The sequence below is a fragment of the Streptomyces sp. TRM49041 genome (assembly GCF_008271805.1).
Classification (GTDB): Bacteria; Actinomycetota; Actinomycetes; order Streptomycetales; family Streptomycetaceae; genus Streptomyces.
On record NZ_VSRY01000155.1, the window covers coordinates 1 to 11749 of the forward strand.

The following is an 11749-nucleotide window of genomic DNA, read 5'->3' on the forward strand; positions in this document are numbered from 1 at the left end:
CCGGCGCCGTCGCGTGTCGCGGTGGGGGTGCGCAGGATCGTCTGGACGCTGCGGCGCAGGACGCGGGTGCTGTCGAGGTCGGCGGTGATGCGGGAGCGGGTGGCGCGCTCGAAGAGGGCGGCGGCGCGTTCGAGTTCGGTCCTGGCGGTGGCTGGTGCGGTGAGGGGGAGCAGGTCGAGGGTTTCGCCGAGGGCGACGAGCTGGCCTTGGGCGATGTGGTCGCTGCCCTGGGTGAGGTGGTGGGGGATGCGTTCGGTGGCGGCGGTGGCCTGGTGCCAGGGGTCGGCCGGGCGGGCGGCGGCCGGTTCGGGGGTGGTGGCGGTGAGGCGGTGGCGGATCTTGGGCAGGGAGAGGTCGCCGGCGAGGGTGGAGCCGGAGAACCACACGGGCTCGCCGTGCTTGTTGAGGTCGCCGGGCAGGGCGACGCTGTAGCCGAGGACGCCGCCGGACGGTCCGGTCTTGGGCCGTACGGTCACGCCGGTCGCTTCCAGCACGGCGAAGAACTCGGTCTCGGTGGAGGCGGCGGCCACGGCGCGGCGTACGCGCATGCGCAGGATCTCGCGGGTGGTGGTGTCTTGGCCCTGGCGCTTGGCCTTGAAGTGCTCCTTGCTGGTGGGGCGTTTGGCGGCGGTGCCGTCGCCGGGGTTGAGGCGGCGGAGTCCGAGGTCGGCTTCGATCGTGCGGGCTTCGCGTTGTACGGCGCGGATGTCGTGGTCGCGGCGGGGGCGGCGGCCGTCCTGGCGTACGAGGGTGGCGGCGATGTGGATGTGGTCGTCGGCGTGGCGGACGGCGACCCAGCGGCTGGCTTCGTCGTCGCCGTCGGGTGCGATGCCGGCGGCGGCCACGATCCGGCGGGCGATGTCGGCCCACTGGGCGTCAGTGAGGATCGGGTCCTCGGGCGCGGCCCGGACCGGGCAGTGCCACACCGTGGTCGTCGGCGCCTTGTCGCCGAGCATCTTCACGGGCTGGTCGAGCTGCGCGGCGAGCTGGTCCTCGACGTCCTTCAGGTTGCGGTGGGGGCTGCGGCCGGGGTCGGGGGCGAAGCCGTTCCAGGACGCCACCAGGTGGGCGTCGGTGTGCTCGTTGGCGCTGCCAGGACCGTAGAGGTAGCCGATGAGGCGGCGCGTGGCGCGGGCGCCCTTGCCGAGGATGATCTTCGGTATCACGTGCTCACCGCCCCGAGATCACCTGGGCAACGGCCACGTCGATGTCGTCGACCGATGCCTCGACCCGGTCAAGCAGCCGCGCCACGATGTCCGAAGCGGGCCAGGCGCCGTCCTTGTTGAGGTGCCAAGCAAGCTGGTTGAGGTTGCGGCCGATCGCGGCGAGCTCACGGTTGGCGGCCATCAGCGCCTTGACCATGGCTCGGTAGTCGGCGACCGCGGCGGTGGGGTCGTCGGAGCGGGCGGCGGCGAGCGAGGTCTCGGCGACGTAGCCGCCGACCTGCATACGGCTGAGGCGGGCGGCTGTCGCGAGGAGGGCGAACTCGTCGTCGCTGTAGCGCGGGTGGACGCGCTTCTCACGCAGCGTGGGTTCGCGCAGACGGCGGCGTGGCGTGAGCAGCTGAGTGGCTTCTCCCCGAGTCGGCTCCCCCGGGCCGGCCGACCCCGGTGCCCCCTCGGCGCCGGATGCCTCCGCCTCCCCTGGGGCGGAGGCCGGGTAAGGACTCCTTACCCGACAACTTGCTGCGCCGTTGAGGCCGGTGGTCATCTCTTGCTGGTGTGTGGGGAGTTCGTGGTTCGGGTCGTGCATGGATCGGTTCTCCGCTGGGTGCTTGGTTGTGTGCGGCCTCCGTGTCCCCGTGCTCGGCTGCACGGGGACACTGGATGCGCCGGAGGGCGGGGCAGGGCTCTGTGAGGGTCAGCCGGTGCCGACGGTGGAGGCGGCTTCGTTCAGTCCGTCGAGTGGTCCGGCCTTGGAGCCGTCGTCCGTGGCGGGCTGGGCCTGGCCGGTGCGCTCGGCTCGAAACTGGTCGCGCAAGGCGCGGGCCCGAGGCAGGCCAACCCTTAGTTCGCGGCGCAGACGCTCGGCGGTCAGCTGGTCGTCGCTCCAGTCGGCGGTCAGGAGTCGGGCCTTGTCGAGGAGGTCGGCGGGTGTGCGGGTGCGGTCGGCGGTCGACTTGGCGGCGTCGGGGACCCGACCGGTCGCCCGACGCGGGGCGGCTCCGGTCGACTCCGCCACCGTGGTCGGCCGAGGCGGTCGGGTGGCGGGGGCCGCTTCGGCTCCCTCGGTCGGCCCCGTGGCAGGTGCCTCCGTGACCTCCGCGGGGGCCGACTCGGGCATCGGCTCGGAGGTCGATTCGGGCCGGTCAGGCGTCGACCGTGGGACCTGGTCGCCGACCGACTGGTCAGAGGCCGCATCGGGGGAGTCGGCCGACCCGGGGTTGTGGTGCAGCACCTTCGCCACGAGGTCCGACCCGAAGTAGATCGACCCGACCGGGAGCGAGGTCGCCAGCAGCACGAGGGCCCAGTTGGCGTAGTCCAGGTCGGTCAGTCGGCCCCACCGGATCGAGTCGGTGTGCAGGGCCGGTACGAGGCCGTGCACGTAGTTCAGCAGGAGGCTCGCGACCGTGTAGGTCGCCAGGACCCGCAGCGCGAACTTCCGGTCGGCGCCGGGCAGCACGAGCGTGGCGACCAGCGCGAGAGCCATCAGACCGTCGACCACGATCGGGTAGAGCAGGGCGGCGGTCGGGTCGGCGCCGATGGCGCGGGCTACGTCGGACAGTGCGTTCCACGAGACCCGGAAGGCCATGAGGACGACGGTCACCAGGCCGAGGACGAGGATGAAGCGTCCCGCGCGGCTCACGCGGCGACCCCCAGCGGGTGCGGGTGCGGGTGCTCGGCGAGCGTCGTCAGGATCGTCATTCTGTTTGAGGGCCTCGTCCTCAGCGGCCGAGGTGAGCCGCGCGATGCCAGCGCGGATGCTGCGTATGGCTGCTGGGGCGCTTGGGGCAGGGGAGTGCAAGGGGGCGTTCTCCAGGTTGGGAAAGTGGAGCTTGTACAGAGCCGCATGTGGCCGCTGCGGCGTGGGCGGCCATGGGCGGTGGGGACTCGTCCCACTCGTCCCGCCGCTGGTCAGGGCAGGTACGGGTGGGGCGGTGATGTCGAGTCGACTCGTTGCGGGTCGGTGACTCGTCCCCGCGCTGACCTGCGCGGGGACGAGTGGGACGAGTCGGGGAGGGTCAGGCGCCGGGCTCGACGGGGAGGGTGGCGGCTGCCTCGGGCGGGCAGTAGCGGGTCCAGACGTCAGTGAACTGGGCGCGGGTGAAGCCCTTGGCCTGGTGGCCGCCGGGGAATCGGCGGTTGGCCGACTTGATGCCGTAGTCCTGGAGCAGGATCTGCAGGCCCCGCGGGGTGAGTCCGTTGGGGCTGTGCTCGGCCCAGGGCGCTTCCTGGTCCTGGTTGAGGATCTCCAGGAGGCGGCCGGTACGGATCGTCGGCTGATCGCCCTCGGAGGCGAAGGCGCGGCGGATGTCGGCGAGGATGCGGATCTTCAGCCCGCCGTCCTCGTCGCGCCCGGACTCGTAGTCCGTCATGGCCGTGCACGCGGAGCGGGCCAGGACGGGCCAGTGCCCGCCCGCGAGGTCGGCGACGCTGATCAGCGGCGCCCACGTGTCGGCGGCACGGTCCTCGACCGGCAGCTTCGGTTCCAGGGCGAGGGCCTTCTCGCGTATGGAGGCCAGCCAGGCCGCCAGCCGTGCGCGGAGTTCGCGTACCGCCAGGTCGTCGCGGCCGTAGCGCCAGGAGCTGACCTTCTCGCTCTCGGCTCGGCGGCGCATGCGGATGACGACCGACCGGTCCATGATCGTGTCGGGCAGGTCACCGATGCCGGCGAGGGCGGCCATGGCGAAGGTGGGGAACTTGACCACCTCGTGGTTGGGGCCGGAGACGCGCAGGGTGGGCCGGTTGCGCTGGTGGCCGGCGTTGAGCAGGCCGCGCATCTCCTCGTTCTTCTCCGCGACCTTCGCGCTGCCGAAGATGGTGTCGACCTCGTCCACCAGGAGCGTGGGCGGGTCGGCCTCGCCGATCGACCGGAAGATCGCTGCGGCGGACGCGTTGATCGTGATCAGCGGCTCGTGGACCGCCTCGATCAGGACCTCAAGGAGCCGCGACTTCCCGCACCGCTTGGCTGGACCGACCACCGCCAGGCGCGGCGCGTGCTGCCACACAGTCTGCAGGTGCGTCGCCGCCGCCCACAGCGTGGTCGCGGTCAGCGCTTCGTCGCTCGGCATCACGACATAGCGTCGGATGGCGGCCCGGAGCTGGTCCAGGACCTCCTCGCCCTCGGGGTCCGGGTCGGGCGAGGGGGCGGCCGGCTGGCCAGGTACGGCGGTCGGCGGCCACTCGACGGGAAGCGATGGCGTGTTCGGGGTGGCTTCGTCCATACTGGACATCGAGCTCCTCAATCTGCGGGCCATACGGGACGGCAATCCCGGCCATGCAGCTAGTCGTTCAGGGATGGGCGGCGTGAGGTTTGCGCTTTGAGCCCCTCGGTGTCGCAAGCACCGGGGGGCTTTCTGTTTGCCGGGCTAGGTGATGGCGGTCTCCAGCGGATCGCAGCGGTGCGGCATGTCTACCACTATGCACTACGCATAGCGACTTTGCAAGCAGCAGAGCGTGATGTACTGTTTAGGCTACTGCGAATCGCAGGAACATGCTGCGAGAGGAAGGAGGGGTAATGCCCGACGACGACCACGAGGACACATCCGAGGGCGTCCTGCTCAAGGGCGAGGACAACGCCGCCAAGCGGATCAAGGCCGAGCGAGAGCAGCGGGGCTGGAGCACCACCACGCTCTCCGACCGCCTCAACGAGGCCGGCTACGAGATGAACCCGTCGGCGGTGTGGCGGATCGAGAACGGCAAGCGCCGCATCAACCTCGACGAAGCCATCGGCTTCGCCGAGGTCTTCGGCGTGTCGCTGTCCAACCTCGTCGGCCCGCCGGCCCTGGCCGCCGCCGGCCGCGCCATGGAGCTGATCGACACCGTCGTGGCCGCCAATCTGGCCGCCCAGCGTGCCCAGCACGCGTGGCGCCGGGCGACCAACGAGCTGACCGCCTACCTCGACGAGCACCCGGACATCCGCGAGGAGGCCGACGTGATGGTCAGCAACGCCATCGCCGAGAACACCATGAAGATCAACCAGGAGGAGTTCGGCCTGCCGCCCCAGCCGTAGCCCGCTCCTCCAGCCGCCCTGGACCGCAAACCCCAGGACCCGGCCAGCCACACGCCCATCCCATCCCTGAACGACACCGGCCCGGCCGGGGTTGCCGCCCCACCAGCCGAGGCCAGGAGAGGACCCTGCTTGCGCCACACGGCGATACCCCACGCCTCCACCCAGCCCCGCACCGCGAAGGAGGTGAACAACAACGACCGCCTACTCGCGGTCGATGAGGCCGCCGAACGCCTCGGCACCGGCGTCCGCTTCGTCCGCCGACTCATCGCCGAGCGCCGGATCCGCTACGTGAAGCTCGGCAAGCACGTCCGGATCTCGGAGAGCGTGCTCACCGCCTACGTCGAGGAGAGGACGGTCGAGCCCGTCCGCACCCGACGCGCCGGCTTCGGGCTGGTGGCCTGATGGCACGATCCCGCAAGAGGGCTCCCCGCCGCAGCTTCGGCGCGATCCGCCAGCTCCCCTCGGGCCGCTGGCAGGCCCGCTACCCGGGGGCCGATGGCATCCTGCGCGCGGCCCCCGAGACATACGAGACCAAGCGCGAAGCCGATCTGTTCCTCGCCCAGATCCAGGCCGACCAGTCGCGCGGTGACTGGATCGACCCGGCCGCCGGCGAGGTGCTGTTCGCCGAGTACGCCACGCGCTGGATCGATGAGCGCGGCGTCGCGGCCACGACCGACGAGCTGTACCGGCGGCTGCTCCGCCTCCACCTGGAGCCGACCTTCGGCGACCAGTACGTCAACGCCATCAGCCCAGCCAAGGTCAGGACCTGGCGTGCGGAACGGCGGAAGGCGACCGGTGCCACCACGACGGCCAAGTCCTACCGGCTGCTGAAGGCCATCATGCAGACGGCGGTCGAGGACGATCTGATCCGGCGCAACCCCTGCTCGATACGCGGGGCGGGGCGCGAGGACGCGGACGAGCGGCCGGTGGCCACCGTCGAGCAGGTCTTCGCGCTTGCCGAGGCCATCGGGATCCGCTGGCGGCTGATGATCCTCCTCGGCGCCTTCGCCTCGATGCGGCCGGAGGAGCTGGCTGAGCTGCGCCGAGCCGACATCGATCTCGACACCGGTTCGGTCCGGGTGCGGCGGGCTGCCCCGGAACTGAATACCGGCCGCCGGGTGATCGGTGATCCCAAGTCCCGTGCGGGCAAACGGGAGATCATGTTGCCCGGCTTCGTCCTCCTCGACGTCCGCCGGCACCTGGAATGGTTCGCGCAGGACGAGCCCGATGGCCTGGTGTTCGTGGGGGAGAGGGGAGCGGCCTTGCGGGGCACCACCTTCGGACGGAAATGGCGCAAGGCCCGCGACGCGGTCGGCATGCGGAAGGAGTTCCGCTTCTACGACCTGCGCCACACGGGAAACACCCTCGCCGCCGACACCGGCGCCAAGCTGAAGGACCTGATGGTCAGGGCAGGCCAGTCGTCCGAGCGGGCGCAGCTGATCTATCAGCACTCCACCAAGGAGCATCAGCGCAAGCTCGCCGATGACATCGACGCCAACGTCCGCAGCCAGCGCGCGCCGGCGGACCAGGGGGCAGGCACCAGCACGACCGCCACCGTCCACAAGATCGCTCCCCCGCTCCCGGCTCCTGCCGGAGCGGCTCGGCGGAGGTGACACCCAGGAGTGTGGTCTCGGCATCCAGCCGGGGCCGCACCCCTGTGACGTGTGGTGCAGGTCACTCGAAATGCGTCTCGGGATTTGAGAGGGCTCAGTGCCCGGTGGCCGCGAGTGACGGTTCGACGCTCAATCTGACGCCCCGTTACGGCACTTATGGCACGCGAATGGCACGCGAGCCCGGAGAGGTCTAGACAACAAACAAGCCCCAGGTCGCTGACCTGGGGCTTTGCAGTGGAGCGGGTGACGGGAATCGAACCCGCGCTCTGAGCTTGGGAAGCTCATGTTCTACCATTAAACTACACCCGCGTAGCGGCCGGAGATCTCCGTCGCATCGTCGCTCACTGTACCCCATCGCAAGCCCCCGGTGTTATCGCACCGGGGGGTTTTCGTGTTGTGGGGTCGGGGGATCCGGCGGGCTCGGGTGGGGAGTTGGGGCGTAGGGTGAGGGTCGGAGTGCCGCCTGGAGTGGTGTCCTGTTCATCCCCTAATGTGGCAATCTCGTCCACCGCTTGTTGGGGAAAGGGCTTGATGGACTCCATGGAGCGAACCGTCGTCCGCTGTGCCGAAGGGCATGTGTTCAGTACCGCGACGTTCCCGATGCAGAACCTCGGTGCCGGGCGGATCGGGCCCGGGCGGCTTATCCGGTGTCCTCGGTGTGCGCGGCTGCGGCATGCCGTGCCGGTGGTGCTCGCGCGGCGTTAGCGGCGCGGGCAGGCTGTAGTGGGAGGCGCGCGGTGACCGTCCGATTGGGGCGGGCCCGCGCGCTCTGCGTATCCTCGGGGCGTGCTTCTCTCAGACAAGGACATCCGGGCCGAGATCGACGCCGGGCGGGTGCGTATCGACCCGTACGACGAATCCATGGTGCAGCCCTCGAGCATCGATGTGCGGCTCGACCGCTACTTCCGGGTGTTCGAGAATCACCGCTACCCGCATATCGACCCCGCCGTCGAGCAGGCCGACCTCACCCGGCTGGTCGAGCCGGACGGCGACGAGGCGTTCATCCTCCATCCCGGGGAGTTCGTGCTCGCGTCGACCTATGAGGTCATCTCGCTGCCCGACGATCTCGCCTCCCGGCTGGAGGGAAAGAGTTCGCTCGGCCGGCTCGGCCTCGTGACGCACTCCACCGCCGGGTTCATCGACCCCGGTTTCTCGGGGCATGTGACCCTTGAACTCTCGAACCTCGCCACCCTGCCGATCAAGCTGTGGCCGGGTATGAAGATCGGGCAGCTGTGCATGTTCCGGCTCAGCTCGCCGGCCGAGTTCCCGTACGGCAGTGACCGGTACGGATCCCGGTACCAGGGGCAGCGCGGGCCCACGGCCTCGCGGTCCTTCCAGAACTTCCATCGGACGCAGGTGTGAGCATGAGTGGTATACGGGAGAACCTCACATACGAACGGTTCGGTCGCGCCGTGCGCGAGCTCGCCCAGGCCGTCGCCGATGACGGCTACGAGCCGGACGTCGTGCTCTCCATCGCTCGTGGCGGCGTCTTCGTCGCCGGCGGGCTCGCTTACGCCTTGGACTGCAAGAACATTCACCTGGTGAACGTCGAGTTCTACACCGGTGTGGGCACCACGCTTGAAATGCCCGTTATGCTCGCGCCTGTTCCCAATGCGATCGACTTCAGCAATAAGAAGGTTCTCATTGCTGATGATGTCGCCGATACGGGAAAGACGCTCAAGCTCGTCCACGACTTCTGCCTCGACCACGTCGCCGAAGTGCGCTCCGCCGTGATCTACGAGAAGTCGCACTCCCTCGTGAAGTGCGAGTACGTCTGGAAGCGCACCGACGACTGGATCAACTTCCCGTGGTCTGTCCTGCCTCCAGTACATAAGTCCGGGGAAGCAGCCAAGCCGAACAAGGAAGCTCTGTAAAGAGCCGCCTGGCCTGCTGTTTCTCCGGGCGGCTGGCTTGATCATCAGGGTCGGTGCCCTGCTCTACTGATCTTCCAGCGGTTGAGCGTCCCCCGGCACGCGCCTGGGGGACGCTCGGTCGTCTGATCACGCGGTCGGCTGCTCGCCGTGTTCGAGGTACACGGTACGGCCATGGCGCCTGGTGGCAACGGCTTGCTTGACGCGGCGCGCGAGACGTGGGATCAGCAGTTGATCGAGCGCGTCCACCGGGTGGAACTCGGCAGCCAGCAACTCGTCAGGCGCAAGCTTGATCGACGCCGTGTCCTCCGCGCTCAGCTCACCGCCGTCGAAGATGTACAGGACTTTGTCACCCTCGGCGGGACTCGGTGCCCAGTCGATGACAAGGAGCGGGCCTATGGTCGGCGTGATGCCCAGCTCTTCTTCAACCTCGCGTTGGCAGGCTGCCAAGGGGGACTCGCCCGTCTCGATGTATCCGCCGGGGATCTCCCACATGGGCTTGTAGGAAGGGCGTACCAGCAAGACACGGCCGTCGGCGTCGAAGAAGACCGCACCGGAAGCCATACGCGGTTGTGCCATCCGCTGTTCCTGCTCGTTGTCGGGCATGGGCCGAGCCTACTGCCCCTCACCCGGGAGAGTATGAGTCCGGCCGATGACCTCCCGCTGCTGCTGTTGCCGTGTGACACTCGGCTCGGCGGAGTGAGGGGGCGCACAATGCGTGGGATGACCGACCATCTTCCGTTCGGTAAACGGGTGCGTTTCTACCGGGAGCGTCGGGGCCTGCATCAGTGGCAACTGGGCGAGCTGCTGAACCGCTCGGAAGACTGGGTGTACCGCGTGGAGGCCGGCCGCATCCCGGTGAACAACGTCAAGATGCTGGCGGACCTCGCGGAAGCCTTGCGCGTGCATGTGGAAGACCTGCAAGGGCGCCCGAGCCTCCTGGACGATCGCGGGGGCCATGCGGCGAGTGTCCCGGCCATCCGGGCCGCACTCATGCAGTCTCGCCTACTTGCCGGTGGGCTCTACGATGGCCGCGAGCCGTTGCGGCTGGAGCGGCTGGCGGTCGAGGTGGACGAGGCTTGGAATCTCTATCAGTCGTCCGAGTACGCCCGACTCGCGGCACGGCTTCCCGCTCTGCTGGCAGATGCGCGTCTCGCCACGCACGAACACACCACGGGGAACACCCGGATTCAGGCGCTGAAGCTCTTTGCCGTGACCTGCCACGCGACCGCCACCCTGCTGCGCAAGCTGGGCGAGACGAACCTCGCCTGGGTGGCTGCTGATCAGGGAGACATTGCCGCATGCGAGGCCGACGACCCTGCCGTCATCCTCGCGTTGCGACGCTGTGTCGCACACGTGCAACTCGGTGCGGGCATGGCGGCGGAAGCGCTGGACGTCACCGTGCGTGCCGCTGATGCTCTCCCGCGTGGCTGGTGGGATTACTCGCCCGCGTCGTTGTCGCTCTACGGGACGCTGCACCTGAACGGAGCAGTAGCGGCTGCTCGCCTGCGCGACCGCTCCTTTGCTGACGACATGATGGCAAAGGCGACGCGCGCTGCGGACCGGCTCGGAGCCGACACCAACGAGATGTGGACGGCCTTCGGGCCGATGAACGTCGAGATTCACCGCCTGGCCCTCGCGCTCGAATTCGAGGACCTACAGGACGCCGTCGACCTAGCTCCCGGGCTGCGCCCCGGCCGCCACGTGCCGGTGGAGCGGCGGGCTCGCGCACGCTTGGACGTAGCCAGGTGTGATGCGTGCTCAGCCCGTGAGACCGAGTTCGCGTAGAGCGTCGGCCGGGTGGTTGCGGTAGTGGTCGTGTGCGGCGGCGTTGTTCTTCCATCCGGCGAGGTGGGCGAGGCTGATCGCCAGGCTGCGGAAGGTGGCGAGGGCTCGGGGCAGACTGCCGGTGCGGGCCCGACAGGCGTCCTCTCCGAAGGTCACGTCTCTGATGAAGTGCTGGGATTCGATGGCCCATTGGTCTCTCACGCAGCGGGCGAGGATGGCCGCGTCGGCGGTCTGGACAGGTGCGGTGGTGATGCCGAGTTCGGCGTCCGCGTGGGTCTTTCCGTCGCCCCGGCCGGTGGTGTACCGCTCCACCAGCAGGGCATGGGTGGCGTGCGGGAAGTTGACCTGGCCGTCTTCCAGTGCCTGGACGCGGACGATGCGGGTCTCGTGGCGGCCGCTGTTGGTCTCCTCGGTACGGACCATGCTGATCTGCGGGTTCGTGGTCTCGTCCCAGTCGAGCGCGTCGAGCCGGGCGAACAGGGCGGCGCGGTTCTCCTTGACCGGGAAGAGTCCGAAGGCGCCGCGTCGGTGCAGGTAGCGGGCGTGATCGGCCACCGTGTGCAGGGCGTCGGCGGTCACGATCGCCCCGGTGATGTCGGCGATCAGGTCGAGGGCGGCGGTGAAGTGCACGGTCTCGTGGGGCTTGTGGCGCATCTCGCGCTGGGCGAGCATCACGCCGGGATCGACCTGGTAGACGCCGAGCAGGTGAAGCTGCAGGCCGTCGGCGTCGCGGGCGCCGCGAACCGTCTTGCCGTCCGCGGCCAGCTGCAGCAGGGGCGGATCTCCCGCGATTCCGGCCAGCGGGTCGGCGGCGTGGGTCTGTACGAAGGTGCCGACGGCCGCATCGAGTGCGTCGGCGTCGATCCGGGCAAGGGTGCGGGTGAGCGTGGTGGCCACCGGCAACTGCGCCGGATCACCGTCGGGGACTTCGAGTGCGGCCAGGATGCCGGCGCCCTGACCGTTCGCCCAGCGGATCACACCGCGCACCGAGCGCGCCCCGCACAGCAGGGCGCAGGCCACCAGGCCGAGCAGCATCGGGAGGGGGTGCGTGACCAGGTGCACAGAACGCGGGTCGGGCACGGCGTCGACCGCCTCCAGGAGCGAGGGGAGTTTCGCGGGCGTGCACAACTCCCCGACCCCGACGCCGAGTTGATCGGCGAGTTGACGAGAGGTGGGCAGGGTCGGGCAGGATGGCATACGGGCGCGGCCTTCACGATCTTGCGAGTGGAATCACATGATCATGACGGGCCGCGCCCTTCGACGTTCCCCTGCCCCCGTCCAAGATCCGAGCACGCATCACGCCTG

The 11749-nt window shown here is 69.4% G+C and carries 12 protein-coding genes and 1 tRNA gene; 6 read left to right on the forward strand and 7 right to left on the reverse strand.

All coding sequences use genetic code 11. From position 1 onward, the window contains the following. From FVS66_RS24940 to FVS66_RS24955, 4 genes are all read right to left on the reverse strand, one after another. On the reverse strand, window positions 1-1166 hold a 1166-nt coding region (locus FVS66_RS24940), incomplete at its 3' end, for a relaxase/mobilization nuclease domain-containing protein (protein ID WP_149181443.1). A gap of 4 nt (window positions 1167-1170) precedes the next feature. After that, window positions 1171-1752 carry a plasmid mobilization protein gene (locus FVS66_RS24945; RefSeq protein WP_316248215.1) on the reverse strand — a complete coding sequence of 194 codons (582 nt, stop codon included), beginning with the start codon at window positions 1750-1752 and terminating at the stop codon, window positions 1171-1173. A gap of 108 nt (window positions 1753-1860) precedes the next feature. Next, window positions 1861-2805 (reverse strand): DUF2637 domain-containing protein, encoded by a 945-nt coding sequence (locus FVS66_RS24950; protein WP_149183461.1) that lies wholly within the window; start codon window positions 2803-2805, stop codon window positions 1861-1863. Window positions 2806-3181: 376 nt separating this feature from the next. Next, on the reverse strand, window positions 3182-4384 hold the full coding sequence (locus FVS66_RS24955) for a DUF3631 domain-containing protein (RefSeq protein WP_149183469.1): 1203 nt from the start codon (window positions 4382-4384) through the stop codon (window positions 3182-3184). Between the two features lie 293 nt (window positions 4385-4677). On the opposite strand from FVS66_RS24955, the gene FVS66_RS24960 reads away from it, so the two are divergent. From FVS66_RS24960 to FVS66_RS24970, 3 genes are all read left to right on the forward strand, one after another. Next, the gene (locus tag FVS66_RS24960; RefSeq protein ID WP_149183462.1) at window positions 4678-5172 is read left to right on the forward strand and encodes a helix-turn-helix transcriptional regulator; all 495 of its coding nucleotides are present in this window, start codon (window positions 4678-4680) and stop codon (window positions 5170-5172) included. Between the two features lie 183 nt (window positions 5173-5355). Further along, on the forward strand, window positions 5356-5574 hold the full coding sequence (locus tag FVS66_RS24965; protein ID WP_149183470.1) for an excisionase family DNA-binding protein: 219 nt from the start codon (window positions 5356-5358) through the stop codon (window positions 5572-5574). After that, window positions 5574-6785 carry a site-specific integrase gene (locus FVS66_RS24970; protein WP_149183463.1) on the forward strand — a complete coding sequence of 404 codons (1212 nt, stop codon included), beginning with the start codon at window positions 5574-5576 and terminating at the stop codon, window positions 6783-6785. The genes FVS66_RS24965 and FVS66_RS24970 overlap by 1 nt, the downstream gene beginning before the upstream one ends. A gap of 235 nt (window positions 6786-7020) precedes the next feature. Here the strand turns inward: FVS66_RS24970 and FVS66_RS24975 are convergent. Beyond that, window positions 7021-7094: transfer RNA gene (locus FVS66_RS24975), tRNA-Gly, on the reverse strand. A 477-nt stretch (window positions 7095-7571) separates the two neighbouring features. Between FVS66_RS24975 and dcd the strand changes: the two genes are divergently transcribed. Further along, window positions 7572-8147, forward strand: coding sequence for a dCTP deaminase (dcd, locus tag FVS66_RS24980; protein WP_149183464.1), 576 nt, complete (start codon window positions 7572-7574; stop codon window positions 8145-8147). A gap of 2 nt (window positions 8148-8149) precedes the next feature. After that, window positions 8150-8659 (forward strand): phosphoribosyltransferase, encoded by a 510-nt coding sequence (locus FVS66_RS24985; RefSeq protein ID WP_149183465.1) that lies wholly within the window; start codon window positions 8150-8152, stop codon window positions 8657-8659. 126 nt (window positions 8660-8785) lie between these two features. Here FVS66_RS24985 and FVS66_RS24990 read toward each other — a convergent pair whose 3' ends face one another. Then, complete coding sequence (locus FVS66_RS24990) at window positions 8786-9262, reverse strand: NUDIX hydrolase (protein ID WP_149183466.1); 477 nt, start codon at window positions 9260-9262, stop codon at window positions 8786-8788. A 117-nt stretch (window positions 9263-9379) separates the two neighbouring features. Here FVS66_RS24990 and FVS66_RS24995 point away from each other — a divergent pair, with 117 nt between their 5' ends. Continuing rightward, complete coding sequence (locus FVS66_RS24995; protein ID WP_187645686.1) at window positions 9380-10444, forward strand: helix-turn-helix transcriptional regulator; 1065 nt, start codon at window positions 9380-9382, stop codon at window positions 10442-10444. On the opposite strand, the gene FVS66_RS25000 is transcribed toward FVS66_RS24995, so the two are convergent. Next, window positions 10418-11641, reverse strand: a complete 1224-nt coding sequence (locus FVS66_RS25000) for an ISAs1 family transposase (protein ID WP_149181103.1) — start codon at window positions 11639-11641, stop codon at window positions 10418-10420. The genes FVS66_RS24995 and FVS66_RS25000 overlap by 27 nt on opposite strands. Between the last annotated feature and the right edge of the window lie 108 nt (window positions 11642-11749).

Bases quoted from the DNA above. Each gene is read 5' to 3' on its own strand.
- FVS66_RS24945 (WP_316248215.1), bottom strand. From the start codon at position 1,752: ATGCACGACCCGAACCACGAACTCCCCACACACCAGCAAGAGATGACC.
- FVS66_RS24955 (WP_149183469.1), bottom strand. From the start codon at position 4,384: ATGGACGAAGCCACCCCGAACACGCCATCGCTTCCCGTCGAGTGGCCG.
- FVS66_RS24960 (WP_149183462.1), top strand. From the start codon at position 4,678: ATGCCCGACGACGACCACGAGGACACATCCGAGGGCGTCCTGCTCAAG.
- FVS66_RS24970 (WP_149183463.1), top strand. From the start codon at position 5,574: ATGGCACGATCCCGCAAGAGGGCTCCCCGCCGCAGCTTCGGCGCGATC.
- FVS66_RS24985 (WP_149183465.1), top strand. From the start codon at position 8,150: ATGAGTGGTATACGGGAGAACCTCACATACGAACGGTTCGGTCGCGCC.
- FVS66_RS24990 (WP_149183466.1), bottom strand. From the start codon at position 9,262: ATGCCCGACAACGAGCAGGAACAGCGGATGGCACAACCGCGTATGGCT.
- FVS66_RS24995 (WP_187645686.1), top strand. From the start codon at position 9,380: ATGACCGACCATCTTCCGTTCGGTAAACGGGTGCGTTTCTACCGGGAG.
- FVS66_RS25000 (WP_149181103.1), bottom strand. From the start codon at position 11,641: ATGCCATCCTGCCCGACCCTGCCCACCTCTCGTCAACTCGCCGATCAA.